General features: G+C 64.1%; 21 protein-coding genes. 12 read left to right on the top strand and 9 right to left on the bottom strand.

The genetic code is table 11. From position 1 onward, the window contains the following. Positions 1 to 13: 13 nt before the first annotated feature. The 3 genes from SOM61_RS13670 to SOM61_RS13660 form a co-directional block, all read right to left on the bottom strand. A complete protein-coding gene (locus SOM61_RS13670) occupies positions 14 to 1,213 on the bottom strand; it encodes an acetyl-CoA C-acyltransferase (protein ID WP_320474595.1) in 1,200 nt (399 codons plus the stop codon). 183 nt (positions 1,214 to 1,396) lie between these two features. Further along, positions 1,397 to 2,581, bottom strand: coding sequence for an isovaleryl-CoA dehydrogenase (locus SOM61_RS13665; RefSeq protein WP_320474594.1), 1,185 nt, complete (start codon positions 2,579 to 2,581; stop codon positions 1,397 to 1,399). A gap of 920 nt (positions 2,582 to 3,501) precedes the next feature. Further along, positions 3,502 to 3,906, bottom strand: coding sequence for a MerR family transcriptional regulator (locus SOM61_RS13660; protein WP_123070192.1), 405 nt, complete (start codon positions 3,904 to 3,906; stop codon positions 3,502 to 3,504). 136 nt (positions 3,907 to 4,042) lie between these two features. On the opposite strand from SOM61_RS13660, the gene SOM61_RS13655 reads away from it, so the two are divergent. The 3 genes from SOM61_RS13655 (at position 4,043) to SOM61_RS13645 (ending at position 6,090) form a co-directional block, all read left to right on the top strand. Continuing rightward, a complete protein-coding gene (locus SOM61_RS13655; protein WP_320474593.1) occupies positions 4,043 to 5,095 on the top strand; it encodes an MBL fold metallo-hydrolase in 1,053 nt (350 codons plus the stop codon). Between the two features lie 277 nt (positions 5,096 to 5,372). Then, positions 5,373 to 5,792, top strand: coding sequence for a hypothetical protein (locus tag SOM61_RS13650; RefSeq protein ID WP_320474592.1), 420 nt, complete (start codon positions 5,373 to 5,375; stop codon positions 5,790 to 5,792). A gap of 127 nt (positions 5,793 to 5,919) precedes the next feature. Beyond that, positions 5,920 to 6,090, top strand: a complete 171-nt coding sequence (locus tag SOM61_RS13645) for a hypothetical protein (protein WP_320474591.1) — start codon at positions 5,920 to 5,922, stop codon at positions 6,088 to 6,090. Positions 6,091 to 6,121: 31 nt separating this feature from the next. Here SOM61_RS13645 and SOM61_RS13640 read toward each other — a convergent pair whose 3' ends face one another. Together SOM61_RS13640 and grxD are read right to left on the bottom strand one after the other, a co-directional pair. Next, positions 6,122 to 6,709, bottom strand: coding sequence for a UbiX family flavin prenyltransferase (locus tag SOM61_RS13640; protein ID WP_320474590.1), 588 nt, complete (start codon positions 6,707 to 6,709; stop codon positions 6,122 to 6,124). 4 nt (positions 6,710 to 6,713) lie between these two features. Then, complete coding sequence (grxD, locus tag SOM61_RS13635) at positions 6,714 to 7,028, bottom strand: Grx4 family monothiol glutaredoxin (RefSeq protein ID WP_123070195.1); 315 nt, start codon at positions 7,026 to 7,028, stop codon at positions 6,714 to 6,716. Positions 7,029 to 7,198: 170 nt separating this feature from the next. On the opposite strand from grxD, the gene SOM61_RS13630 reads away from it, so the two are divergent. After that, positions 7,199 to 7,510, top strand: coding sequence for a hypothetical protein (locus tag SOM61_RS13630; protein ID WP_320474589.1), 312 nt, complete (start codon positions 7,199 to 7,201; stop codon positions 7,508 to 7,510). Between the two features lie 61 nt (positions 7,511 to 7,571). Then, on the top strand, positions 7,572 to 7,859 hold the full coding sequence (locus SOM61_RS13625) for a hypothetical protein (protein WP_320474588.1): 288 nt from the start codon (positions 7,572 to 7,574) through the stop codon (positions 7,857 to 7,859). On the opposite strand, the gene SOM61_RS13620 is transcribed toward SOM61_RS13625, so the two are convergent. Next, entirely contained in the window at positions 7,840 to 8,301 is a 462-nt protein-coding gene (locus tag SOM61_RS13620) for a GNAT family N-acetyltransferase (protein ID WP_320474587.1), read from the bottom strand. The two genes, SOM61_RS13625 and SOM61_RS13620, sit on opposite strands and share 20 nt — an antisense overlap. 4 nt (positions 8,302 to 8,305) lie before the next feature. After that, on the bottom strand, positions 8,306 to 10,660 hold the full coding sequence (locus SOM61_RS13615; RefSeq protein ID WP_320474586.1) for a Tex family protein: 2,355 nt from the start codon (positions 10,658 to 10,660) through the stop codon (positions 8,306 to 8,308). A gap of 230 nt (positions 10,661 to 10,890) precedes the next feature. Between SOM61_RS13615 and SOM61_RS13610 the strand changes: the two genes are divergently transcribed. After that, positions 10,891 to 14,004, top strand: a complete 3,114-nt coding sequence (locus SOM61_RS13610) for a DEAD/DEAH box helicase (protein WP_320474585.1) — start codon at positions 10,891 to 10,893, stop codon at positions 14,002 to 14,004. Between the two features lie 61 nt (positions 14,005 to 14,065). Here the strand turns inward: SOM61_RS13610 and SOM61_RS13605 are convergent, their stop codons facing one another. After that, the gene (locus SOM61_RS13605; RefSeq protein WP_320474584.1) at positions 14,066 to 14,962 is read right to left on the bottom strand and encodes a LysR family transcriptional regulator; all 897 of its coding nucleotides are present in this window, start codon (positions 14,960 to 14,962) and stop codon (positions 14,066 to 14,068) included. Between the two features lie 100 nt (positions 14,963 to 15,062). Here SOM61_RS13605 and SOM61_RS13600 point away from each other — a divergent pair, with 100 nt between their 5' ends. Then, positions 15,063 to 15,809, top strand: a complete 747-nt coding sequence (locus tag SOM61_RS13600) for a sulfite exporter TauE/SafE family protein (RefSeq protein WP_320474583.1) — start codon at positions 15,063 to 15,065, stop codon at positions 15,807 to 15,809. Between the two features lie 68 nt (positions 15,810 to 15,877). On the opposite strand, the gene SOM61_RS13595 is transcribed toward SOM61_RS13600, so the two are convergent. Further along, on the bottom strand, positions 15,878 to 16,126 hold the full coding sequence (locus SOM61_RS13595) for a DUF3297 family protein (protein ID WP_123071180.1): 249 nt from the start codon (positions 16,124 to 16,126) through the stop codon (positions 15,878 to 15,880). Between the two features lie 199 nt (positions 16,127 to 16,325). On the opposite strand from SOM61_RS13595, the gene SOM61_RS13590 reads away from it, so the two are divergent. The 5 genes from SOM61_RS13590 to SOM61_RS13570 all read left to right on the top strand — a co-directional run bounded on the left by SOM61_RS13590 (position 16,326) and on the right by SOM61_RS13570 (position 25,632). Then, positions 16,326 to 17,417: a sensor histidine kinase gene (locus SOM61_RS13590; protein ID WP_320474582.1), complete on the top strand. Its 1,092-nt coding sequence runs from the start codon at positions 16,326 to 16,328 to the stop codon at positions 17,415 to 17,417. Between the two features lie 113 nt (positions 17,418 to 17,530). Continuing rightward, entirely contained in the window at positions 17,531 to 18,211 is a 681-nt protein-coding gene (locus SOM61_RS13585) for a response regulator transcription factor (RefSeq protein ID WP_123071179.1), read from the top strand. Positions 18,212 to 18,466: 255 nt separating this feature from the next. Next, the gene (locus SOM61_RS13580; RefSeq protein WP_320474581.1) at positions 18,467 to 19,177 is read left to right on the top strand and encodes a transposase; all 711 of its coding nucleotides are present in this window, start codon (positions 18,467 to 18,469) and stop codon (positions 19,175 to 19,177) included. A 251-nt stretch (positions 19,178 to 19,428) separates the two neighbouring features. Then, the gene (locus SOM61_RS13575) at positions 19,429 to 24,144 is read left to right on the top strand and encodes a glutamate synthase-related protein (RefSeq protein WP_320474580.1); all 4,716 of its coding nucleotides are present in this window, start codon (positions 19,429 to 19,431) and stop codon (positions 24,142 to 24,144) included. Between the two features lie 24 nt (positions 24,145 to 24,168). After that, positions 24,169 to 25,632: a glutamate synthase subunit beta gene (locus tag SOM61_RS13570; protein ID WP_320474579.1), complete on the top strand. Its 1,464-nt coding sequence runs from the start codon at positions 24,169 to 24,171 to the stop codon at positions 25,630 to 25,632. Positions 25,633 to 25,639 lie beyond the last annotated feature (7 nt).

The raw sequence follows: 25,639 nt of genomic DNA, 5'->3' as shown, positions 1-25,639 counted from the left end.
GCTGGTCGAAGGATTACACCAGCTCGATCGCCATCGCGGTGGCTTCGCCGCCGCCGATGCACAGCGAGGCCACGCCGCGCTTGCCGCCGCTGCGCTTCAACGCGCCGAGCAGGGTGACGATGATGCGCGCGCCGGAAGCGCCGATCGGGTGGCCCAGCGCGCACGCGCCGCCGTGGACGTTGACCTTGTTGTGCGGGATGTCGAGGTCGCGCATGGCGGCCATCGGCACCGCGGCGAAGGCTTCGTTGATCTCGAACAGGTCGACGTCGCCGGCCGTCCAGCCGGTCTTCTTGAACAGCTTGTGCATCGCGCCGATCGGGGCGGTGGTGAACAGGTTCGGCTCTTGTGCATGGGTGGCGTGGCCCAGCACGCGCGCGATCGGCGTCAGTCCCAGTTCCTTGGCCTTGGATTCGCGCATCATCACCAACGCGGCGGCGCCGTCGTTGATCGACGACGACGAGGCGGCGGTCACGGTGCCGTCCTTCTTGAATGCCGGCTTGAGCGTCGGGATCTTGTCGACCTTGGCCTTCTGCGGGCCTTCGTCCTTGTCGATCACGGTGTCGCCCGCGCGGCTGGTGACGGTGACCGGCGCGATTTCCCAGTCGAAGCCACCATCGTTGCTGGCGGCTTGCGCACGCTTGACCGAGGCGATCGCGAACGCATCCTGCTCCTCGCGCGTGAACTGGTAGGTCGCCACGCACTCTTCGGCGAAGGTGCCCATCGAGCGGCCTTCACCGGTCTTCTCGTTGCGCGAGTAGGCGTCTTCGAGGCCGTCGAGCATCATGTGGTCGAACATCGGCGCGTGGCCGATGCGGTAGCCGCCGCGCGCCTTCGGGATCAGGTAGGGCGCACCCGTCATCGACTCCATGCCGCCTGCGACCACGATGTCGGCGCTGCCGGCCACCAGCTGGTCGTGGGCGAAGATGGCGGCCTGCATCGCCGAACCGCACATCTTGGACAGCGTGACGGCGCCGGTCGACATCGGCAGGCCGGCCTTGATCAGCGCCTGGCGCGCCGGGGCCTGGCCCTGGCCGGCCATCAGGCAGTTGCCGAAGTAGACGTGCTCGACCGCGTCAGGGGCGACGCCGGCGCGCTCGACGGCCGCCTTGATCGCCACCGCGCCGAGGTCGCTCGCGGTCTTGGAAGAAAAATCGCCCTGGAAGGCGCCCATCGGGGTGCGCGCTGCGCCGACGATGACGACTGGATCGTTCATGATGTATGTCTCCAAAAATAAGGAAATCCATGAGCCGTCGTTCCCGCGAAGGCGGGAACCCAAGTTGTTCGCGTCCTGGTAGCGTTTGATGTCGCTGGCCTGCTTGAAAACTTGGGTCCCCGCCTTCGCGGGGACGACGTGCTCAGGTTAACAAATAAAGTAAAAACGCCGTTTCGCCAACAGTTACGCCGTCTCGCCAAACAGCTCGCGGCCGATCAGCATGCGACGGATTTCGCTGGTGCCGGCGCCGATCTCGTACAGCTTGGCGTCGCGCCACAGGCGGCCGACCGGGTATTCATTGATGTAGCCGTTGCCGCCCAGGGTCTGGATCGCTTCGCCCGCCATCCAGGTGGCTTTTTCGGCGCTGTACAGGATGGCGCCGGCGGCGTCCTTGCGCAGGGCGCGCACCTGTTCTGGCATCGTGGCGCGATCGCAGGCCTGGCCCACGGCATACACATAGGCGCGGCAAGCCATCATGGTCGAATACATGTCGGCGATCTTGCCCTGCATCAGCTGGAATTCACCGATCGCCTGGCCGAACTGCTTGCGGTCGTGGATATACGGCACCACGACGTCCATGCAAGCGGACATGATGCCTAGCGGGCCGCCGGACAGCACGGTGCGCTCGAAATCGAGGCCCGACATCAGGACGTTGACGCCCTTGCCGACGCCGCCCAGCACGTTTTCCACCGGCACTTCGCAATCCTGGAACACCAGTTCGCCGGTGTGCGAGCCGCGCATGCCCAGCTTGTCCAGTTTCTGGGCAACCGAGAATCCCTTGAAGCCTTTTTCGATCAGGAAGGCGGTCATGCCGCGCGCACCTGCCTCGAGGTCGGTCTTGGCATAGACCACCAGGGTGTCGGCGTCCGGACCGTTGGTGATCCACATCTTGCTGCCGTTCAGCACATAGCGGTCGCCCTTGAGGTCGGCGCGCAGCTTCATGCTGACCACGTCGGAGCCGGCGTTCGGCTCGGACATCGCCAGCGCGCCGACGTGCTCGCCCGAGATCAGCTTGGGCAGGTATTTGCGTTTCTGTTCCTCGTTGCCATTGCGCTTGATCTGGTTGACGCACAGGTTCGAGTGGGCGCCGTAGGACAGGCCGACCGAGGCCGAGGCGCGCGAGATTTCTTCCATGGCCACGATGTGGGCCAGGTAACCCATATTGGCGCCGCCGTATTCCTCGCTGACGGTGATGCCCAGCAGGCCTAGTTCGCCCATCTTCTTCCACAAGTCCATCGGGAACTGGTCGCTGCGGTCGATTTCAGCCGCGCGCGGGGCGATTTCGCTCGCCGCGAACTGTTGGACTGCTTCGCGCAGCGCGGCGATGTCGTCGCCATGGTCAAAGGTCAAGCCTGGGAGATGCAGCATGTCGTCCTCACGGTGAACGGTGGTTGGGCAGGGTGGAGCCAGTGAACGAATATCATACTCGCCCGTTACGTTAACGTAAACGTAAAGTGAAATCGGCTACGACTGCCTCGTCAACCGGCGGCACGGCTGCCGCACCAGGATGAACGTCATGCTGATGAGGATGACAATAAAAGCATGTCACCAAGCATAAACGTTTGATTATCGGCTGGTGAAGCACATAGCGGTTCTACGATTCTTAAGAGGCATAAAAAGAATCGAGTAGATTGATATATGCTAAATGTTGTATTTGCACCATAAGCTAGCCACCAGCCGACCTTTGTTGTTATCCTCAAAAAACACATTTGGCCTCTGTCGTTGGGGGTAAAAAATAAAGATTTTTCCTGGAAATAATTAATTTATTTTCCGGCGCTGGATTGGCTCCCTGGCGGATCGAAAGCGATGCGCGCAACTGGAGCCAGACATGGTCTGAACCATGCCGCAGTCCCGGTGCCGAACAAGGAATAACTTGAAGGAGGTCGAGGAAACCCTGTCGCATATAACATTCTGATAGCTGCCAATCATAGCTGGAGACAAACCATGAAAACGCTACTGCTTATACTATTGCTGTCAACGAGTGCCACCTTTGCGTTCGCCAGTACGGCACATTACGAATTAAAGGTTTGGCAGAGCAATAATCAGAATCTCAAGAGTATCGGGAAGTATGCGACATTGGGTCAATGCCGGACGGCGCTGGCCGAGTTCCGGAAGACCAATTCGGGATGGATGGGGGGATGCTTCAATATCTAGCCCGCGATATCGTTTCGGCCCCCGCAATCGGGGCCTGATCCAGGCATGCATTCAATCCGCATGGTGCCGATCGCCATTGCGGATTGAATGTCTTGGTTTCTGCAGGCCTTGCCACCGACATGGCAAGAGGAACTTCACGCCACGTCGCGCGCCGTCTCGTCCTCGCTCAGCAGGCGACGGCATTCTTCCTCATGGGCCGAAATCTCTTCCAGCGCCATCTCGATATCGGCGCGCTGCTGCTCCAGGGTCAGGCGCTGCTGGGCCAGCACGCCCAGGAAGCGGTTGATCTGGGCCACGGTATCCCGCGGCGACTCATACATGTCGACGATGCTCTTAATTTCGGACAGGGTCAGGCCGAGGCGCTTGCCGCGCAGGGTCAGTTTCAGGCGGGTGCGGTCGCGCGGGGTGTAGACGCGGTTGCGTCCGCCCACGCCCTCGCGCTTGGGGCTGAGCAGGCCCTGGTCTTCATAAAAACGGATCGCCCTTGCGGTGATGTCGAATTCGCGAGCCAGTTCGGCGATGGTATAGGTAGTGGGCATGAGTTTCGAGGCGGTTGAGAAACGTTCGCGGGTATCGCTTGGAAGCGAAAAATGATACTGTGATTGCCGTTTACGTTAACTGTCAGTTTCGCCACATTGTAGCGCGGTCCTCTGACCCGGAAAACGAAAGATTGCCATGAATGCCCTCGAAGCCCAGCTGGATTATCCATTTGGCGACACCATCCCCGTTCCTGGCGCCGTGCACGAGGTCGTGCCGGGGCTGCGCTGGGCGCGCATGCCCTTGCCGTTTGCGCTGGACCATATCAATGTGTGGCTGCTGGACGACGAACTCGAGGACCGGCGCGGCTGGAGCCTGATCGATACCGGCGCCGGCACCGACGCCACCCGCGCCGCCTGGGAGCAGGTCCTGGCGCAGGGCCTGGACGACCGGCCGCTGCTGCGCGTGATCGCGACCCATTGCCATCCCGACCACGTCGGCCTGGCCGGCTGGCTGAGCACGCGTTTCGGGGCGCCGTTCTGGACCACCACCGGCGAGTTCGGCTTCATGCGCATGATGGCGGCGGCGCTGCCCGGCGTGGACGGTCCGTCGGCCATTCCCCATTTCGAACGCCACGGCCTGGTCGATGCGGCGATGCTGGACCAGATGCGCAGCCGCCGCAATTACTATCCTTCGCTGGTGCCGTCGGTACCGGAAGCCTATACCCGGCTGCAGGATGACCAGCTCGTCACGATCGGCGGCCAGGCGTGGCGCGTGATCACCGGCTTCGGCCACTCGCCGGAACACGCCTCGCTCTATTGCGCGGCGCTGAACGTGCTGGTCTCGGGCGATATGGTATTGCCGCGCATCTCGACCAATGTCTCGGTGTTCGCGGTCGAGCCCGAGGGCAATCCGCTCCAGCTCTATCTCGATTCGCTGTCGAAGTTCGCCGACCTGCCTGGGGACGTGCTGGTGCTGCCGTCGCACGGCAAGCCCTTCCGCGGCCTGCATACCCGCATCGCCCAGCTGCGCGAGCACCACGTGGCGCGCCTGGCCGAGGTGATCGAGGCCTGCGCCACGCCACGCTCGGCGACCGACATCGTGCCGATCATGTTCCGGCGGCCGCTCGACGCGCACCAGCTCAGCTTTGCGCTGGGCGAGGCGCTGGCCCACCTGCACAAGCTCTGGCGCGACGGTCGTTTACGTCGGGTAATTGCTAACGACGGCGTGGTGAGATTTCAACAAATCTAACAGTTTACTTGTAACCATTGGATACAATTTTTTTGGCACGCGCATTCCAGTCATCCTGTCTAAGTAAAGGTGCGTACACTTATTCATTTCGAATAATAGAATATTTCGTGAAAAACCTACTTCGCTGGGTTGCTGTTGGGTATTAGTTGCACTGAGCGTAAAAACTCTTAAAAAACCACATCATTGTTACATTTTAGTTGTATGATTTGGACCCTATGGCTTCTCATCCACAAGGGAGAGGTAGCCGCCCGTCCAGTCTCAACAACCCAGTATCACGATGAATTCAACGAATGAACGGGAGAGCTTCAGTGAGCGACTGCAGCAGGCGCTGAAGAACGCACACTACTCTCCCGACAGCCCGACCCGCCTCGCCCGAGAATTTAATATCCGCTTCGAAGGCCGTCCGATCACGGTCCATGCCGCCCGCAAATGGCTGGTAGGCGAAGCCATCCCCACCCAGGAAAAGCTGCGCATGATCGCCCAATGGCTGGGCGTGCCGGCCGACTGGCTGCGCTTCGGCGGCGCCGAACAGGCCGCCAGCCTTGACGCCGCCAACGGTGGCGGCGCCCGCTTCGAATCGGCGGACGTCAAGCTGATCGCCGACCTGCAACGCCTGGATGAACATCACCGCCAGCTGGCGCGCGAGTTCATCCGCATGCTGGTGCGCATGAACCACCAGAAACCAGAAGCGAAGTAAGCCGGCTTACCCCGGGCTTGCACTTTTCGTCATGCCGGGCCGCACAAACGGCCGCAGCTGGGTCATAATCTGTTCAGGTGGCAGCATGTTCGCCACCGCCTCAGGACCACCCAGGAGCAGCTGACGCATGCGAAACAACTACGCCAATACCGCCCAGCTCAAGGATTTGATGACGGCGCCGCCCATGACGGCAGCGCGTCATGCCGAGGTCATGCGAGAACGCAATGCCCGGCGACGAATGCTTGAAGAGGCGCGCGAGTTGAAGAAGTCCGAAGACAAGTACGACGACAAACGCTGAACGCGTGCGCCGGCAGGACGCTGGCGCGCGTTCAGGCGTCTTGTTCGCCCTTCATGCCGCCCCAGCGAGCGGCTTGGGCATTCTCTATCCCTAATAAATCCACGACACGGTCCACCGTGTGCTCGACCATGTCCGCGATCGTCGCCGGTCGGTGATAGAAGCTTGGCAGGGGAGGGAAGATGATGCCGCCCATTTCGGTCACGGCCGTCATATTGCGCAAGTGTGCCAGGTTGAAGGGCGTTTCGCGCACCATCAGGACCAGGCGCCGGCGTTCCTTGAGGATCACGTCGGCCGCGCGTGTCACAAGGTTGTCAGAAAAGCCATGGGCGACGGCCGCCAGCGTTTTCATCGAGCAGGGGGCGATCACCATGCCGTCGGTCTGGAACGAGCCGCTGGCGATCGAGGCGCCGACGTCGCGGTTGCGGTGGACGACGTGGGCCAGTGCTTCGACGTCACGCCGCTGCAGGCCGAGTTCCTGGTGCAGGGTGAGGGAAGCGGCGTCGGAAACGACCAGGTGGGTCTCGACGCCCGGGGCGCCGTGCAGCCGCCGCAGCAGCTGCACGCCATAGGCCGCGCCGGTCGCGCCGGTGATGGCGATGACGATCCGACGCTCGGCCATGCGATCAGCCGTTTTTCAGCAGGGCCTGCAGTTCGCCGGAGTCGTACATCTCGTTCATGATGTCGGTGCCGCCGATGAACTCGCCGTTCACGTACAGCTGTGGCACGGTTGGCCAGTTCGAGAAGTCCTTGATGCCCTGGCGCACTTCAGGGTCGTCCAGCACGTTGACGGTGGCAACGTTGTCAACGCCGCAGGCTTTCAGGATCTGGATGGCGCGGCCCGAGAAGCCGCACTGCGGGAACTGGGCGGTGCCCTTCATGAACAGCACGACCGGGGTGGAGGTCACGGTTTCTTTGATCCAGGTTTGCACGTCGCTCATTTGATTCTGCCTTTGAAGAAAAGGAATAAGTAGATGGCGACATTCTATAACGACTTGGCCGACGAAGTTGGCCAAGTCGCCCCCACGCAGATGGGGGCCAAGTTTGCGACATCGTCGGCAGCCGGCGGTCTGCGGTATCATCGACTGGTTCAAGATTATCAAGAAACACGATGAAGACGTTTGCTACCTTGCCCCCAGTGGCCATGTGGGTGTTCGCGGCCGTGCTCGGCCTGCCCGCCTTGTTCGATATCGCCAGCGCCCTCTCACGCGGCTGGTTCGCCGGTATCTTCTTCGCGCTAGGGCCCCTGATGATGGCGCTGTACCTGGCCTGGTGCGCCTGGCAGCGCCAGGCCGGCCGCGCCGCGCTGCTGGAGTCGCCGCGCGTCACCCTGATCGGCTACGTCTGCTTCGGCGCCTTCGTCGGCAGCTTCCTGGTGAAGATCATGACCCAGGGCTCGACCCTGAGACTGCCTGGCTTATGACGATATGCGGCCGGCATTGCGGTATGATCGTCCGGTTTGTCATTCGATTATTGGAGTAAAGATGCAGCAACCCCGCCCGCGCGTACCATCGCCGAACATGAATTTCGTGATCGCCGCCCTGCTGGGCATTCCCGGCCTGCTGAACATCTATAGTGGCATCACGCGCTCCAGCGTGGGCGACATCCTGTCCGGCGCGGCAGCCCTGGTGTATGCCGTGCTGCTGCTGCGCGACGCCCTGCATATCAAGAAGACCGGCCTGCCGGCCATCCCGCAGGCGCGCATGCTCCTGATCGGCTTCGGCTGCCTGACGGTCTACCTGATCGGCATGTTCATGAAGCACAGCGGATAAGCGTCTTGCCCAGGCAGATCGAGACGGCGCGGCCGACGTAGCGGCCGTAAGGCGGCACTTCCAGATAGCCGTGGCGCTGATAGAAGCCGACCGCGCGCAGGTTGACGCGCCGCGTCGACAGCGACAGGCGATGGTAGCCGCAGGCAGCGGCCTGCCGTTCCAGCCCGGCCAGGATAGCCGCGCCGGCCCCGCTGCCGGGACGCGCATACATCCGCTTGATTTCACCCACCCCTTCTTCGAGCGGACGCAGCGCGCCGCAGCCGACCGCGGCGTCTTGCGTGTCGTAGGCGATCACGAAGACCGCGCCGGCCCCACGGCAATCCTGCGGGTCGAACGACGAGGCGCCGCTGTCGCCCGTGACCGCGGCCAGCGCCGCGTCGAGTTCCGCGACCAGCCGCCGTGCATCGGGACTGTCCGGATCGACGCTGGCCAGCCGCAGCATCCGCTTATTTTCCGCGCAGCTTGGCGAAGGCGTCGGCCATCGCATTATTGGACGGCGGCGCCGAACGTTCCTGGCGCCCGTGCTGGGCCACGCGCCTGGCGTCCGTGCGGTCGGGGCGCTGTTCCGGCCGCGCACCAGCCTGCGGCGCGCTGTCCGACAGGCGCATGGTCAGAGCGATGCGCTTGCGCTTGGGGTCCACCTCGAGCACCTTGACCTTGACCACCTGGCCGGCCTTGACCACCGTGTGCGGATCCTTCACGAAGGTGTTCGACAGCGCCGAGATGTGCACCAGGCCATCCTGGTGCACGCCGATGTCCACGAAAGCGCCGAAGGCCGCGACATTGGTCACCACGCCTTCCAGGATCATGTCGACACGTAGGTCCGAGATCTCTTCCACGCCTTCCTTGAAGGTGGCGGTGGTGAATTCCGGACGCGGGTCACGGCCCGGTTTTTCCAGCTCCTTCAGGATGTCGCTGACGGTCGGCACGCCGAATTTGTCGTCCGCGTACTTCGACGGATTCAAACCCTTGAGCAGCCCGGCGTCGCCGATCACCGTCTTCATGTCGCGCTTCACGTCCGCCAGGATCTTCTCGACCACCGGATACGATTCCGGGTGCACCGCCGATGCGTCCAGCGGATTGGCGCCGTTCACCACGCGCAGGAAGCCAGCCGCCTGCTCGAAGGTCTTGTCGCCCAGGCGGGGTACCTTCTTGAGCGCCGCGCGCGAGGCGAAGGCGCCGTTGGCGTCGCGGTAGGCCACGATGCCCTGGGCCACCGTGTTCGACAGGCCCGAGACCCGCGCCAGCAGCGGCGCCGAGGCGGTGTTCACGTCCACGCCCACGGCATTCACGCAATCCTCGACCACCGCGTCGAGCGAGCGCGCGAGCTGGGTCTGCGAGACGTCGTGCTGGTACTGGCCGACGCCGATCGACTTCGGATCGATCTTGACCAGCTCGGCCAGTGGATCCTGCAGGCGGCGCGCGATCGAGACCGCGCCACGCAGCGACACGTCCATGTCGGGCAGTTCGCGCGAGGCGAATTCGGACGCCGAATAGACCGAGGCGCCCGCTTCGGACACCACGATCTTGGTCAGCTTGAGTTCCTGGTTTTGCTTGATCAGGTCTTGCGCCAGCTTGTCGGTCTCGCGCGAGCCGGTGCCGTTGCCGATCGAGATCAGCGACACATTGTGCTTCGCCGCCAGCTGGCCCAGCGTGTGCAGCGCGCCATGCCAGTCGTTGCGCGGCTGGTGCGGATAGACGGTGGCGGTATCGACTACCTTGCCGGTGGCGTCGACCACGGCCACTTTCACGCCGGTGCGCAGGCCCGGATCGAGGCCCATGGTGGCGCGCTGGCCGGCCGGCGCCGCTAGCAGCAGGGCTTTCAGGTTGCGCGCGAAGACGCCGATCGCGTCCTGTTCCGCCTTGTCGCGCAGGGCGCCCATCAACTCGGTATCCAGGTGCATGAAGCTTTTCACGCGCCAGGTCCAGCGCGCGGTGTCCTGCAGCCACTTGTCGGCCGGGCGGCCCTGCGCCTTGATGCCGAAGCGCGCCGCGATGCGGCCCTCGCACGGGTTCAGCGGCGCATCCCACTTCGGCTTCTCGGGTTCCGAATCCAGGCGCAGGGAGACGTCCAGTACGCCCTCGCGGCGGCCGCGCAGCAGGGCCAGCGCGCGGTGCGACGGCACGGCGGCGAGGGGCTCGTTGTAGTCGAAGTAGTCGGCGAATTTTTCGCCTTCGTCTTCCTTGCCGGCGACGACCTTCGATTCGACCACGCCGTGGTCCTGCACGTACTCGCGCAGCGATTGCAGAAGTTCGGCATCCTCGGCAAAACGCTCCATCAGGATCTGGCGCGCGCCGTCCAGGGCGGCCTTGTTGTCCGCCACGCCGGGGTTGGCGCCGCCGTCGGCATTGGTGAATGCCTCGCGCAGGTATTCACTAGCGACTTGCTCCGGGTTCAGGGCCGGATCGGCCAGCAGAGTCTCCGCCAGCGGCGCCAGGCCGGCCTCGATCGCGATCTGGGCCTTGGTGCGGCGCTTCTGCTTGTAGGGCAGGTACAGGTCTTCGAGGCGGGTCTTGTCTTCCGCCATGGCGATGGCCTGCATCAGCTCGGGCGTCATCTTGTTCTGTTCCGTGATCGACGCGACGATCGTGGCGCGCCGGTCTTCGAGCTCGCGCAGGTAGCGCAGGCGTTCTTCGAGCAGGCGCAGCTGGATGTCGTCGAGGCCGCCCGTGGCCTCCTTGCGGTAGCGCGCGATGAAGGGCACGGTGGCGCCTTCGTCGAGCAAGGCGATGGCGGCGGCCACTTGGGCTGGGCGGGCGGCGAGTTCTTGGGCGAGGCGTTGTTCGATGGAGGGCAGCATGTCTGAATCGTTGTATCGGTGACCAAGCGGTCAATGATACGCCCTCATCGACGATGCGCCAGTCTTGACAGCGTGTCGCGGACATGAGAGAACAACCGGTTGAGGTGAAAGCGTGCGCATTGCGCACGGATGAGATTTGTCCGCTACGTGCGATTCCGAACAAAACGGAAGTGTTCGTATGCGAGATAATGCCGTTTATTGCCTTTTTTGATACGCAGCCACGAGACCCAATGACCACAGTCGATTATCTTCGCGAGAAAGCCAGCGACGCACCTCCGGTCCGCGCCCCCGCACGTTCCCCGGCTCTTCCGGCGCCGGTGGTGAGCTGGCTGCAACGGGTCGAGGCTGCGGCCCACCCCCAGCCGAAGCTGACCGATGAAGTCGTCGACCCCAAGGCCGCGCAATACAAATTCGTCTACGTCATGGCGCCCACCAGCGGCGGCCGCCACGTCGCGCTGTGCCTGTGCAAGGCGCGCCTGCGTCCGAACGGCGACGTGGCCGCAGCCAGCCCGGTCAGCGAAGTGTTCTCGTTGCTGTCGGCGCCCCCCAGCTACCTCGAAGGCGACGACGTCGACCTGGTGCGCTTCTTCATCGCCATGCGCAGCGGGTCGGCCCAGGGCACCAGCGCCACCGAACCGAAAGGCAAAGTGGGCGCGATCCTGCTGCAGATGCTGCTCGACCAGGGCAAGCTGCTGTGGGCGAACTCGTGGTCCGACATGGCCAGCGGCCTGGTCTACCCGCTGCAGGGCGGCCCGACCCGCCTGGCCAGCCTGGCCTGGCGCGACGAAGGCCGCGTGTCCAAGCTCGGATGGTCGGTGGAGCCGGTCGGTGGCGCCGCCACCCACAGCGCGGCCGACCAGATCGACTACATGCTGCCGACCGATCCGCCGTGGTACATCGACAACCTGTCCTGCGGGCCGCTCGACCTCAATCGCGGCGGCATCGACATCTCGCTGGCCGAACTGCAGGCCCTGGTGGCGCAAGCCCCGGCCCTGACCGGCACCGATAAGAAACGCGTCTCGCAGCTGCTGCTGGCCCACGGCCTGCAGGGGCTGATGCCATTGCCGCAGCCGCTCACGCAACGCCTGAGGAACGACGTCAAGCCGATTCCGCACCTGCTGCTCGACGCCGTGCAGCTCGCCGACGGCAACGTCACTCGCTGGCAGGACTTCGCCGTGCTGGCCTTCGACTACGACGGCCAGCGCGTCTCGTTCGACCCGTCGCAGCGCGTGGTGCGCCAGATCGGCGACCTCACCGAAATCATCGAACGCGACCCGAAGGCCGAGAGCGACGCCCTCGATAAACTGGGCGAGATTGGCTTTCGCAAGCCGGCCACCGCCCCGTTCAACGCCATGGCCGGTGCGCTGCAGCTCGAAAGCCAGGCGCACTGGCTGCGCTTCGCCGAGAACGACGTCGACGCGCTGTCCGACGCCGGCTGGCACCTGCAGAAATCGAACAAGTACCGGTATGACGTCGTCCCGGTAGAAGACTGGTATGCCGACATCGACGAACCGGCTGAAGCAGGCAATGCCTGGTTCGAGCTGGAACTGGGCATCGTGGTGGCGAAGAAGCGCGTGCCGCTGCTGCCGGTGCTGGTACAGCTGATCCGCAGCGCGCCGCTCGAATTCGACCCGGCCGTGCTGGCGGCCCATGCCGAAGCCGACCAGATGCTGGCCGTCCTGCCTGACGGCGTGCGCGTGGCGTTGCCGTGGGGCCGCCTCAAGCCGATCCTCGCCACCCTGGGCGAGCTGTACTTCAACGACAAGATCAAGGGCAAGCTGCGCCTGTCCACGCTGGATGCGGCGCGCCTCGAAGAGCTGGCGCGCGGCGTCGATCTGCGCTGGACCGGCGGCGAGCGCTTGCGTGAAACCGGCCGCAAACTGAGCCAGTTCGGGGCCGTGAAGAAGGTCGAGGCGCCTGCCGGCTTGCAGGCCACCTTGCGCGACTACCAGCTCGACGGCCTGTCGTGGATGCAGTTCCTGCGCGAGTATGACCTGGGCGGCATCCTGGCCGACGATATGGGTCTGGGCAAGACGGTGCAGACGCTGGCCCACATCCTCACCGAGAAAGAAGCCGGCCGTCTCACCAGCCCGGCCCTCGTGATCGCCCCGACCAGCCTGATGGCCAACTGGTTCGACGAGGCCGCGCGCTTCGCGCCGAGCCTCAAGGTGCTGCTCCTGCAGGGCAAGGAGCGCATGGACCAGTTCGACCAGATCGACGGCGCCGACATCGTCCTGACCACCTATGCGCTGCTGCCGCGCGATGAAGAAGAACTGCGCAAGCACCACTACCACCTGGTGATCCTGGACGAATCGCACTACATCAAGAACACCCGCTCCAAGGCGGCGCAGACGGCCGGCTCGCTCGACGCCAGCCATCGCCTGTGCCTGTCGGGCACCCCGCTCGAGAACCACCTGGGCGAGCTGTGGTCGCAGTTCCACTTCCTGCTCCCGGGCCTGCTGGGCGACGAGAAGACCTTCAACACGCAGTTCCGCCATCCGATCGAGCGGCAAGACGATCCGGTGCGCCGCACGCTGCTGAACCGCCGCATCCGTCCCTTCCTGCTGCGCCGCACGAAAGACCACGTGGCCAAGGAACTGCCAGAGAAGACCGAGATGGTGCGCCGCATCGAGCTGTCCGGCCCGCAGCGCGACCTGTACGAGACCGTGCGCCTGGCGATGGACAAGAAGGTGCGCGACGAGATCGACCGCAAGGGCGTGGCGCGCAGCCAGATCGTCATCCTCGAGGCGCTGCTCAAGCTGCGCCAGGTCTGCTGCGATCCGCGCCTGGTCAAGTCGATGCCGTCCAAGAAGAACACGGCGGCGATATCGGCCAAGCTGACCGACTTGATGCAGATGGTCGAAGACCTGCTGGGCGAGGGCCGCAAGATCCTCGTGTTCTCGCAGTTCACCAGCATGCTCGGCCTGATCGAGGAAGAACTCGACGCGCGCAACATCCCGTACGCCATCCTCACCGGCGAGACGCGCGACCGCTCGGCCCAGGTAGCGGCCTTCCAGCAAGGCGCGGTGCCGATCTTCCTGATCAGCCTGAAAGCCGGCGGGGTAGGACTCAATCTTACAGCGGCCGACACCGTGATCCACTACGACCCGTGGTGGAACCCGGCGGCCGAAAATCAAGCGACCGACCGCGCCTGGCGCATCGGGCAAGACAAGCCGGTGTTCGTGTACAAGCTGATCGCGAAAGGCACGCTGGAAGAAAAAATCCAGCTGCTGCAGCAGAAGAAGTCCGAGCTGGCGCAGTCGATCCTGTCCGAAGGCGAGTCGCAGAAGATGGCGTTGACGCAGGAAGACCTGCAGGCGATCTTCGCGCCACTGGACGATTAATCCGCTACCTCTTCACCGTAACGCATGCACGTCGTTACCTCCAGTGGAGGTAACGACGTGCTTATGCAGCAGGCGGCGTTCCACCAAGGTGAGTGAGCAGGCTGCGCATTGGTGACGACAAGTCATCCCAGTCCTTCCAGCACAGGCATAGCTGGCGCCGCGCCCACGGTTCGTCGAGCGTGATCGTGCGCAAGCCATGGCTGCGCCGGTTGCGGCTGGCCACGTTCTGCGGCACGATCCCGATGCCCACGCCATGCCCCACCATCTCGCATAATCCCGTGAACGTCGTCATCTGGATGCGCAGCGCCAGCGCGCGGCCGGCGTCCAGCGCCTGCGCGTCGATATAGTCCTGCAAGGCGCTGCCGTGCGTGAGCCCGACGAAGGCTTCATGCAGCACGTCCGCCAGGCGCAGCGCGTTCGCTGCCGCCAGCCGGTGGCCCGGCGCCATGATCAGCACCAGGTGATCCCGTTCGACCGGCTGCAGGTGCAGGCCCGGCGCCTCGACCGCATCCGACACCACGCCGGCCTCGACCAGTCCGGCCGCGATCGCGCGCACGATGTCGGCGCTGGTGCGCTCCTTCAGTTCGACGTGCAGGCGCGGCCGCTCGGCCAGCCAGGGCGCCAGGCGGCGCGGCAGGAATTCGGCCAGCGCCGCGGTATTGGCATGCAGGTGCAGCGTGCCCTGGGCACCCTGCGCGAAGTCGCGCAGCTCGCCCTTGAGCAGCGCCTGCTGGCGCAAGATGAGGCGTGCGTGGTGGGCCAGCGCCTCGCCGGCCTGGGTGGCGACCACGCCACGCGGACGGCGTTCGAACAGCGTCACGCCGGTATCGAGCTCGATGCTGCGCAGCCGCTCGCTGGCCGAGGCCAGCGCCAGGTTGGCGCGCGCGGCGCCGGCCGAGATGCTGCCGGCGTCGAGGATGCACAGGAACAGCTGCAGGTCGGCCAGGTCGAGGCGCATGGGATGCCCTTTATTGTCTTTCGTTGCCTTCGGAGAGGCCGAAGGCAACGACGTGAAAACCGCATTGTGCCGGGCCTGGCGCGCTGGTTCAATACGCGCCATGAACGAATCTACCTTCCTGCTGGCCAGCCTGGCCGCGACTTTCCCGGCCGCGGGCCTGGTCAAGGGCGTCACCGGCATGGGCCTGCCCACGGTGGCCATGGGCCTGCTGGGAATGGCCATGACGCCGGCCGCCGCCGCCGCGCTGCTGGTGCTGCCGTCCTTCGTGACCAACGTCCTGCAGATGACGGCGGGCCCGGGCGTTCTCCGGCTGGTGACCCGCCTGTGGCCGATGCTGCTGGGGACCGTGGTCGGCACGGCCGGTGGCGTGGTGTTGCTGGCGCGGGTCGATCCGCAGACGGCGAGCCTGGCGCTGGGCCTGACCCTGATCCTGTACGCCGGCTACGCGCTGGCGGCGCCGAGTCTGGTGCTGCCGCGGCGACATGAAGTCTGGCTGGGGCCGGTGGTGGGCGTGGCGACGGGACTGGTCACCGGCGCCACCGGCGTGTTCGTGGTGCCGGCCGTGCCCTATCTGCAGGCGCTGCGGCTGGACAAGGATGAACTGGTGCAGGCGCTCGGCCTGTCGTTCACCGTATCGACCGTGGCGCTGGCCATCGGCCTGGCAACCCACGGCGCCTTCGCATTCGAGCAATTGGGCCTGTCGGCGCTGGCCATCGCGCCGGCGCTGCTGGGAATGTGGCTGGGGCAGGCGATCCGGGCGCGCATCAGCGCCAAACGCTTCAGGCAGTGCTTCCTGGCGTTCCTGATCGGACTGGGGCTGGAGCTGGCGTCGCGCTCGCTGGCCTGAGCGCTGGCGGGGAAGGGAAGGGAAGCGGCGCGAGGCCGCGTGAAAAAGGGCCGCATGCGGCCCTTGAATCATTTGTAGAAAGCTTCGACCTTGCCCTTGAGCTTGATGAGCATCGGCTTGCCCTTGCGATCGAGGGTCTTGCCGGCGGCGACCTTGATCCAGCCTTCGCTGAGACAATATTCTTCGACGTCGTAGCGATCCTTGTCGTTGAAGCGAATGCCGATCTCGTGCTGGAACACGTCACGGTTGTGGAAAGGGCTGCTCGGGTCGATCGACAGCCGGTCTGGGAGCGGGGGGAGGGTTGCGGTATCGTTCATGGTGCGCGAATTATCCCTCAACTACAATCTGCGTGGCGCATTTGTTTATTTCCCACTTAAGCTAGCGCCTATTGTTCAATATCTAATCGAGCAGATCATGAAATGATCTTGGCGATATAGTTCACAAATATTGTCCCACAGCTATATACTTCGTGGTAAACCTCAAATACTTGCTAGTTGGTTAAGAAAGATCCCGATCATGTCCAGCCTCGATACCGCCGTCCAGTCCCCCGCGTCGGGTAGCCAAGACGACGAGGCCTTGCCGGCGCGGCAGTTCCGCGCGATAGCCGAACTGGGCGGCGACGCGGCCTTCGCCATTGCGCTGCCGGCGCGCCGCTTCCTGTATCTCAGTCCCGCCTTCGGCGCGCTGAGCGGCTTCGACCGCGAGGCGCTGCAGCGTGCGCTCGACGGCGATGTTGTCTCGCCCCTGGCGCCGCTCGCGGCCTGGCTGCGCGAGGCGGCCGGTGGCGAGCCCGGTGCGCGCAGCCAGCGCGAATTCGACCTGTTCGACGCCGAAGGCCGGCCACTGGCGCTGGAAGGACTGGCCACGGTGTCGGCCGATGCTGCCCCGACCCTGGTCGGCCAGCTGCGCGACCTGTCGGCGCGGCGCGACCATCAAAGCGAGCAGAAGCGCTTTGCCAGCATGCTCAACCATGAATTCCGCACCCCGCTGGCCACCATCGACGGCGCCATCCAGCGCCTCGAGGCGACGTCGAGCCACGCCGACGAGCCCACGCGCACGCGCTACCGCAAGATCGGCGCCGCGGTCGACCGCCTGATCGGGATGCTCGACGAATACCTGTCGCCGGACCGCATGACCGCCCTGGGCCGCGCGCGCCAGCCGAACACGATCACCGTGCGCGACCTGGTGGAAAGCGGCGCCACCCAGATTCGCGCGGCCGGACGCGAAGCCGCGCTGCGGCTGGAGGAGCTTCCACTGACCCTGCGCGGGGAGCCGGAAGGCCTGCGGCTGGCGCTGAAGGTCTTGATCGATAATGCGCTGGCGTTTTCGCCGCCGTCGGCGCCCGTGATCCTGCGTGCGCGGCGCAGCGGCGGCGGGGTCGAGCTGGCGGTGATCGACGGCGGCGCCGGCGTGCCGCTGGAAGACGTGGCACGGGTGTTCGACAAGGGCTACCGCGGCCGCAACGCCGCCGGCCTGCCCGGCAGCGGCCTCGGTCTGTACATGGCGCGCTCGATCGTCGAGGTGCATGGCGGTGTGCTGAGCCTGGCGCCGGGAGCGGAAGGCGCAGGCGCCGAATTCCGCCTGTGGATGCCTGCTTTGGCATTGTAGAGGAACAACTCCTTGCTTCAGGCAGCCTCAGCAACGATAATCGGACCGCGACCCGGCAAGGATAACGCTACCATTGGTATCATCATCGGGTTAAAGAATAATATGGCCAAGGCATGACGCAGATACTGATTGTTGAAGACAATGGCGAATACGCCGACGACATGGCCGAGTTCCTGAAGGAGCTCGACCATGACGTGACGATCGCCAGGACCGCCAGCGAAATGTGGGCGGCGCTGACGCGCACCCCGGCCGCGGTGGTCGTGCTCGACCTTGGCTTGCCGGACGAGGACGGTTTCAATGTGATTCCGCGCATGCGCCAGCTGTATCCGGAGATCGGCCTGCTGGTGCTGACGGGCCGGGTGGCGTTCGACCACCGCATCCTGGGCCTGCGCCTGGGCGCCGACCATTATTTGACCAAGCCGATCAAGTTCCCCGAACTGGCGGCCCACATCGAAGCCCTGGACCGCCGCGTGCGTCCGCCCGATCCGGCCCCGACCCCGAGCAAGTGGACCCTGCGCGTGAGCGCGCGCCAGCTCGAGCTGATGGGCAAGGTGATCGACCTGACCGAAAAAGAGTGTAATTTCCTGCACCTGTTGACGATCAACACCCGCCCGGTACCGCGCCACGTGATCGTGGCCGGCATGGGCGGCGAAGACCCGGACGCCAGCCGCCGGGTCGACATGCTGGTCTACCGCCTGCGCAAGAAAGCCCGTTCCGGCCTCGGCCAGGACCTCCCCCTGCGCAGCGCCTACGGCGAAGGCTACAGCCTCTCCGCCGGCTTCACCCTCTCATAATTAGGGTCAGAGTAGAATTATTGGCCAGTAGCCACTCGGACAATTAGGGTCAGAGTAGAATTATTGGCCAATTTCTTTGACGATCTTGTCATTTTCACTCAGATTTACACAAAATTTCTTGGCTTTTATTGCGCTTGACTTATTTGTCCAATAAATGGGGACAGAGTGAGCGCAGTTTTGCCGCGGCTTGCGATTAATTAGGGACAGAGTCAATTTCTATTGTAGAATCGTCTGCTCAACATTTGAGCAGACGCCATGGCACGCCAACCACGACTCATCGTTCCCGAGCAACCGCACCACGTCATCCAGCGCGGCAATAACCGTCAGGTGATCTTTCGCGAGGAAGCCGATTACCAGCGCTTCCTGGTGTGGCTCAAGGAAGGCGCCAAGTTCTACGATGTGGCGATCCACTCCTACGTCCTGATGCCGAACCACCTGCACCTGCTGGCCACGCCCAGCGACGCCACCGGCTTGGCGCTGATGATGCAGAAGGTGGGCCGGCTCTATGTCCCCTGGTTCAATCTCAAGTACGAGCGCAGCGGCGGCCTGTTCGAAGGGCGTTTCCGCACCTCGCTGATCGATTCGGACCGCTATTTCATGACCTGCAGCCGCTATATCGAGCTCAATCCGGTGCGCGCACAGCTCAGGGTGGCGCCGGAGAACTATCCCTGGTCCAGCTACGCCCACCACGCCGGCATTCGCACCGACACCCTGGTCGCCGATCATCCGCTGTTCTGGGCACTGGGCAACACGCCGTTCCAGCGCGAGGCGGCCTATATCGACATGGTCCGGCAAGGGCTCAGCACGGAAGAGGTCGATTTCATCACGATCGCCATTCTCAAGAACCAACCGCTCGGCTCGCTCACCTTCAAGACCGAACTCGAGCGTAAAACGCAACGGCAGATCTTGCCGGCCAAGCGCGGACGCCCGTTCAATCCGCCACTTCCGCCGCTTTCAGCAGCCTGAAGCGCACAATTCCTGACACTGCGGCACGGTTATTCGTGCCGTTTTTTTTGCCAAAAAAATCTGCAACATCAAAGACTTAGGGTCGATCCAAGCGATATCGAACAGATTGGGTTGACTCTGTCCCCAATTAATCGCTCAAACAAAAAGTTGTCAAACAATTCGACTCTGACCCTAATTATTCTGGTTGACGGGGCATTTTGCAGTGCACTATTCTCGGCGTTCGACCCCCGAAAAGTTGTGGAGAATGCCTCATGATTGCCCAAGGTTTGTATGACCCAGCCAATGAACACGATGCCTGCGGGGTCGGTTTCATCGCCCATATCAAGGGCAACAAGAGTCATTCGATTATTGAACAGGGTCTGCAGATCCTGAAAAACCTCGACCACCGGGGCGCCGTGGGCGCCGATGCGCTGATGGGTGACGGGGCCGGTATCCTGATCCAGATCCCGGACCAGTACTTCCGCGACGAGATGGCCAAGCAGGGCGTCGAACTGCCGCCGCCCGGCGAATACGGCGTCGGCATGGTGTTCCTGCCGAAGGAGCACGCCTCGCGCATCGCCTGCGAACAGGAAATCGAGCGCGCGGTGCGCATCGAAGGCCAGGTCGTGCTGGGCTGGCGCAACGTGCCGGTCGACGAGACCATGCCGATGTCCCCCTTCGTGCGCGCCAAGGAACCCGTCATCCGCCAGATCTTCATCGGCCGCGGCCCGGACATCATGGTCACCGATGCGCTCGAACGTAAGCTCTACGTGATCCGCAAATCGTCGGGCCACGCGATCCAGGCCCTCAAACTCCTGCACGGCAAGGAATTCTTCGTGCCGTCGATGTCGGCGCGCACCATCGTCTATAAAGGCCTGCTGCTGGCCGACCAGGTTGGCGTCTACTACAAGGACCTGCAAGACCCGCGCTGCATCTCGGCCCTGTCCCTGGTCCACCAGCGCTTCTCGACCAATACCTTCCCCGAGTGGCCTCTGGCCCACCCTTACCGCATGATCGCCCACAACGGCGAGATCAACACCGTCAAGGGCAACTTCAACTGGACCCGCGCGCGCGAAGGCACGCTCAAGTCGGCCGTGCTGGGCGAAGACCTGAACAAGCTGTTCCCGCTGATTTACGAAGGCCAGTCCGACACCGCCTGCTTCGACAATGCGCTCGAACTGCTGGTGATGGCCGGCTATCCGGTGGCCCAGGCGATGATGATGATGATCCCGGAAGCCTGGGAAAACCACACCGAGATGGACGACAACCGCCGCGCCTTCTACGAATACCACGCGGCGATGATGGAACCATGGGACGGCCCGGCCGCCATGGCCTTCACCGACGGCCGCCACATCGGCGGCACCCTGGACCGCAACGGCCTGCGTCCGGCGCGATACGTCATCACCGAGGACGACCTGGTCGTGATGGCCTCCGAATCGGGCGTGCTGCCGATCCCCGAATCGCGCATCGTCAAGAAGTGGCGCCTCCAGCCGGGCAAGATGTTCCTGATCGACCTCGAAGCCGGCCGCATCATCGACGACAAGGAACTCAAGGACAGCTTCGCCAACGCCAAGCCGTATAAAGCCTGGATCAAGTCGGTGCGCATCAAGCTCAATGAAATCAAGCTGTCCGAGTCACAGTTGATGGCCGGCCGCGCCAAGGATGCGCAAGGCGAAAAGCATGCCCTGACCCTGCTCGACCGCCAGCAAGCCTTCGGCTACACGCAAGAAGACCTCAAATTCCTGATGGCGCCGATGGCCGTGCTGGGCGAGGAAGCCACCGGCTCGATGGGTAACGATTCGCCGCTGGCCGTCACCTCGAACAAGCTGAAACCGCTGTATAACTACTTCAAGCAGCTGTTCGCCCAGGTGACCAACCCGCCGATCGACCCGATCCGCGAAAGCATGGTGATGTCGCTGGTGTCCTTCATCGGCCCCAAGCCGAACATCCTCGACACCAACAACGTCAACCCGCCGATGCGCCTCGAAGTGGCGCAGCCGATCCTCGGCTTCGACGACATGGCGCGACTGCGCGCCATCGGCCAGCACACCGGCGGCAAGTTCAAGGCCTATGAGCTGAACATCTGCTATCCGGTCGCCTGGGGCAAGGAAGGCATCGAAGCCTCGCTCGCCTCGCTGTGCGCCGAAGCGGTCGACGCCGTCAAGTCGGGCCACAACATCCTGATCGTGTCGGATCGCCGCCTGTCGCCCGACCTGGTCGCCATCCCCGCGCTGCTGGCCACCTCCAGCGTCCACCAGCACCTGGTGGCGAAAGGCCTGCGCGCTTCCACCGGCCTGGTGATCGAGACCGGTTCGGCGCGCGAGACTCATCACTTTGCCCTGCTGGCGGGCTACGGCGCCGAAGCCGTCCACCCCTACCTGGCGCTGGAAACCCTGGCCGAACTGGCCCACAGCCTGCCGCACGAGCTGTCGGCGGAAACCGCGAGCTACAACTACATCAAGGCGATCGGCAAGGGCCTGCTCAAGGTGATGTCGAAGATGGGCATCTCCACCTATATGTCCTATTGCGGCGCCCAGATCTTCGAGGCCGTGGGCCTGAACAAGTCGCTGGTCGACAAGTACTTCAAGGGCACCTCGTCGAACGTGGAAGGCATCGGCCTGTTCGAAGTGGCCGAGGAAGCGCTGCGCCTGCACGCCCTGGCCTTCGGTAACGACCCGGTGCTGGCCAATGCGCTCGACGTCGGCGGCGAATACGCCTTCCGCGTGCGCGGCGAAGACCACCTGTGGACGCCGGACGCGATCGCCAAGCTGCAGCACTCGACCCGTTCCAACAACTTCTCGACCTATAAAGAGTACGCCCAGCTGATCAACGACCAGACGCGTCGTCACCTGACCCTGCGCGGCCTGTTCGAGTTCAGGATCGACCGCGACAAGGCGATCCCGATCGAGGAAGTCGAACCGGCGAAAGACATCGTCAAGCGCTTCGCCACCGGCGCGATGTCGCTCGGCTCGATCAGCACCGAGGCCCACGCCACGCTGGCGATCGCGATGAACCGCATCGGCGGCAAGAGCAATACCGGCGAAGGCGGCGAAGATCCGGCGCGCTACATGAACGAATTCAAGGGCATCGCCATCAAGAAGGGCGAGACCCTGGCCTCGCGCCTGGGCGCCGACCGCGTGATGGTCGACATCCCGCTGGAAGACGGCGATTCGCTGCGCTCGAAGATCAAGCAGGTGGCCTCAGGCCGCTTCGGCGTCACGGCCGAATACCTGAACGCGGCCGATCAAATCCAGATCAAGATGGCGCAGGGCGCCAAGCCAGGCGAGGGCGGCCAGCTGCCGGGCCATAAGGTGTCCGAGTACATCGCCTCTCTGCGCTTCTCGGTGCCGGGTGTCGGCCTGATCTCGCCGCCGCCGCACCACGACATCTATTCGATCGAAGATCTGGCCCAGCTGATCCACGACCTGAAAAACGCCAACCCGCGCGCCTCGATCTCGGTCAAGCTGGTATCGGAAGTCGGCATCGGCACCGTCGCCGCAGGCGTCTCGAAGGCCAAGGCCGACCACGTGGTGGTGGCCGGCCATGACGGCGGCACCGGCGCCTCGCCGCTGTCCTCGGTCAAACACGCCGGCACGCCGTGGGAGCTGGGCCTGGCCGAGACCCAGCAGACGCTGGTGCTCAATGGCCTGCGCAGCCGCATTCGGGTCCAGGCGGATGGCCAGATGCGCACCGGACGCGATGTCGTCATCGCCGCCATGCTGGGCGCCGACGAAGTGGGTTTTGCTACCGCGCCGCTGGTGGTCGAAGGCTGCATCATGATGCGCAAATGCCACCTGAATACCTGCCCGGTGGGCGTGGCCACGCAGGATCCGGTATTGCGCGCCAAGTTCCAGGGTAAACCCGAGCACGTCGTGAATTACTTCTTCTTCGTTGCCGAGGAAGCGCGCCAGATCATGGCCCAGCTGGGCATCCGTACCTATGACGAATTGATCGGCCGCGCCGACCTGCTCGACAAATCGAAGGCGATCGGGCACTGGAAGGCGCAGGGCCTGGACTTCTCGAATATCTTCTACCAGCCGCAGGTCGACTGTCGCAGCGCCCTGTATCACACGGGCGAACAGGATCACGGCCTCGATAAAGCCCTGGACCACAAGCTGATCGCGCAAGCGAAAGCCGCACTGGAGAAGGGCGAGCGCGTCTCGTTCATCTCGCCGGTGAAGAACCTGAACCGTACCGTCGGCGCCATGCTGTCGGGCGAAGTCGCCAAGCGCTATGGCCATGCCGGCCTGCCGGACGACACCATCCACATCCAGCTGCAGGGCACCGCAGGCCAGTCGGCGGCGGCCTTCCTGGCTGGCGGCATCACGATCGACCTGGTCGGCGAGGGCAACGACTACGTCGGCAAGGGCCTGTCGGGCGGCCGCATCATCGTGCGCCCGAACACCGAGTTCCGCGGCTGGGCGGTGGACAACATCATCGTCGGCAATACCGTGATGTACGGCGCGATCTCGGGCGAAGCCTTCTTCAACGGCGTGGCCGGCGAGCGCTTCGCGGTGCGTAACTCGGGCGCCATCGCGGTGGTCGAGGGCTGCGGCGACCACGGTTGCGAATACATGACCGGTGGTACCGTCGTGGTGCTGGGCGAGACCGGACGCAACTTCGCGGCCGGCATGTCGGGCGGCGTGGCCTTCGTCTACGATCCGAAAGGCGAGTTCGCGGGCCGCTGCAATACCACGATGGTCAACCTGGAACCGGTGCTGTCGGCCAAGGAGCAGTGCGACCCGGCGGCCTGGCACAGCCAGACCCGCAATGGCGAACGCGAATGCGACGAAGTCATCCTGCGCCGCCTGATCGAACGTCACTTCAAGCACACCGGCAGCACGCGTGCGCGCAATCTGCTGGATGACTGGGCCAATAGCCGCGGCAAGTTCGTCAAGGTATTCCCGACCGACTACAAGCGCGCCCTCGAGGAGATGCACAACTCGAGCATGGAAGAAGCGAACGACAAGATCGAACTGGCCGCTTAAGCGCCGTAAGCAAAGGAAAACAACGTGGGCAAAATTACCGGCTTCATGGAATTCGCACGGCAGGAAGAGGAATACCTCGACCCGCCCGTCCGTCTCAAGAACTACAAGGAATTCGTCGTCACCCTCACCGATGGCCAGGCCAAGGTGCAGGGCGCGCGCTGCATGGATTGCGGCATCCCGTTCTGCAACACGGGCTGCCCGGTCAACAATATGATCCCGGACTGGAACGACCTGGTCTTCCATGGCAACTACCGCCATGCGCTGGACAATCTCCACTCCACCAATAACTTCCCCGAGTTCACCGGCCGCATCTGCCCGGCGCCGTGCGAATCGGCCTGTACCCTGGGCATCAACAACGACCCGGTCGGCATCAAGTCGATCGAGCGCAAGATCATCGACACCGGCTGGGAGCACGGCTGGGTGGTGCCGCAACCGCCGAGCGTCAAGACCGGCAAGAAGGTTGCCATCGTCGGCTCCGGTCCCGCCGGCCTGGCCGCGGCCCAGCAGCTGGCGCGCGCCGGCCATGACGTGACGGTATTCGAAAAGAGCGACCGTATCGGCGGCCTGCTGCGCTACGGGATCCCCGACTTCAAGATGGAGAAGGGCCTGATCGACCGCAGGGTGGAACAGATGCAGGCCGAAGGCGTGACCTTCCGCACGGGTGTCCTGATCGGCAAGGATTTCCCGGCCACGGTCAGCAATATGGCGCGCGAGACCATCTTCCCGGAAGACCTGGAAAAAGACTTCGACGCCGTGATCCTGGCCGGCGGCGCCGAGCAGCCGCGCGACCTGCCGGTGCCTGGCCGCCAGCTGAAGGGCGTGCACTACGCGATGGACTTCCTGCCGCAGCAGAACCGGGTCAACGCCGGCGACAAGGTAAAAGACCAGATCAAGGCCACCGGCAAGCACGTGGTGGTGATCGGCGGCGGCGACACCGGTTCGGACTGCGTCGGCACCTCGAACCGCCACGGCGCGCTTTCCGTCACCCAGTTCGAACTGATGCCGCAGCCGCCGGAACAGGAAAACAAGCCGCTGGTCTGGCCTTACTGGCCGACCCGCCTGCGCACCTCGTCCTCGCACGAGGAAGGCTGCGAGCGCGACTGGGCGGTGGCGACCAAGCGCCTGGAAGGCAAGGGCGGCAAGGTCGAGAAGCTGATCGCCTGCCGCGTCGAGTGGAAGGACGGCAAGATGGCGGAAGTGCCGGACAGCGAATTCGAACTCAAGGCCGACCTGGTGTTCCTGGCGATGGGCTTCGTCTCGCCGGTGCAGCAGGTGCTGGACGCCTTCGGCGTGCAGAAGGACCCGCGCGGCAACGCGCGCGCCGCCACCGAGGGCGAGAACGCCTACCAGACCTCGAACCCGAAGCTGTTCGCGGCCGGCGACATGCGCCGCGGCCAGTCGCTGGTGGTGTGGGCGATCCGCGAAGGCCGCCAGTGCGCGCGTTCGGTCGACGAGTTCCTGATGGGCGTCTCGAGCCTGCCGCGCTAATCACGCA

This window comes from Massilia sp. CFBP9012 (assembly GCF_034045115.1).
Classification (GTDB): Bacteria; Pseudomonadota; Gammaproteobacteria; order Burkholderiales; family Burkholderiaceae_D; genus Telluria.
Note: the sequence above shows the minus strand (reverse complement) of the source record. Positions and strands in the feature narration are given on the sequence as shown.

What these genes read in the sequence shown, in the direction of transcription:
- SOM61_RS13650 (WP_320474592.1), top strand. Translation starts at nt 5,373, where the DNA reads ATGAATTCAACGAATGAACGGGAGAGCTTCAGTGAGCGACTGCAGCAG.
- SOM61_RS13660 (WP_123070192.1), bottom strand. Translation starts at nt 3,906, where the DNA reads ATGCCCACTACCTATACCATCGCCGAACTGGCTCGCGAATTCGACATC.
- SOM61_RS13630 (WP_320474589.1), top strand. Translation starts at nt 7,199, where the DNA reads ATGAAGACGTTTGCTACCTTGCCCCCAGTGGCCATGTGGGTGTTCGCG.
- SOM61_RS13625 (WP_320474588.1), top strand. Translation starts at nt 7,572, where the DNA reads ATGCAGCAACCCCGCCCGCGCGTACCATCGCCGAACATGAATTTCGTG.
- SOM61_RS13575 (WP_320474580.1), top strand. Translation starts at nt 19,429, where the DNA reads ATGATTGCCCAAGGTTTGTATGACCCAGCCAATGAACACGATGCCTGC.
- SOM61_RS13590 (WP_320474582.1), top strand. Translation starts at nt 16,326, where the DNA reads ATGTCCAGCCTCGATACCGCCGTCCAGTCCCCCGCGTCGGGTAGCCAA.
- SOM61_RS13640 (WP_320474590.1), bottom strand. Translation starts at nt 6,709, where the DNA reads ATGGCCGAGCGTCGGATCGTCATCGCCATCACCGGCGCGACCGGCGCG.
- SOM61_RS13615 (WP_320474586.1), bottom strand. Translation starts at nt 10,660, where the DNA reads ATGCTGCCCTCCATCGAACAACGCCTCGCCCAAGAACTCGCCGCCCGC.
- SOM61_RS13665 (WP_320474594.1), bottom strand. Translation starts at nt 2,581, where the DNA reads ATGCTGCATCTCCCAGGCTTGACCTTTGACCATGGCGACGACATCGCC.
- SOM61_RS13620 (WP_320474587.1), bottom strand. Translation starts at nt 8,301, where the DNA reads ATGCTGCGGCTGGCCAGCGTCGATCCGGACAGTCCCGATGCACGGCGG.
- SOM61_RS13645 (WP_320474591.1), top strand. Translation starts at nt 5,920, where the DNA reads ATGCGAAACAACTACGCCAATACCGCCCAGCTCAAGGATTTGATGACG.
- SOM61_RS13580 (WP_320474581.1), top strand. Translation starts at nt 18,467, where the DNA reads ATGGCACGCCAACCACGACTCATCGTTCCCGAGCAACCGCACCACGTC.
- SOM61_RS13655 (WP_320474593.1), top strand. Translation starts at nt 4,043, where the DNA reads ATGAATGCCCTCGAAGCCCAGCTGGATTATCCATTTGGCGACACCATC.
- SOM61_RS13610 (WP_320474585.1), top strand. Translation starts at nt 10,891, where the DNA reads ATGACCACAGTCGATTATCTTCGCGAGAAAGCCAGCGACGCACCTCCG.
- SOM61_RS13605 (WP_320474584.1), bottom strand. Translation starts at nt 14,962, where the DNA reads ATGCGCCTCGACCTGGCCGACCTGCAGCTGTTCCTGTGCATCCTCGAC.
- SOM61_RS13670 (WP_320474595.1), bottom strand. Translation starts at nt 1,213, where the DNA reads ATGAACGATCCAGTCGTCATCGTCGGCGCAGCGCGCACCCCGATGGGC.
- SOM61_RS13600 (WP_320474583.1), top strand. Translation starts at nt 15,063, where the DNA reads ATGAACGAATCTACCTTCCTGCTGGCCAGCCTGGCCGCGACTTTCCCG.
- grxD (WP_123070195.1), bottom strand. Translation starts at nt 7,028, where the DNA reads ATGAGCGACGTGCAAACCTGGATCAAAGAAACCGTGACCTCCACCCCG.
- SOM61_RS13585 (WP_123071179.1), top strand. Translation starts at nt 17,531, where the DNA reads ATGACGCAGATACTGATTGTTGAAGACAATGGCGAATACGCCGACGAC.
- SOM61_RS13595 (WP_123071180.1), bottom strand. Translation starts at nt 16,126, where the DNA reads ATGAACGATACCGCAACCCTCCCCCCGCTCCCAGACCGGCTGTCGATC.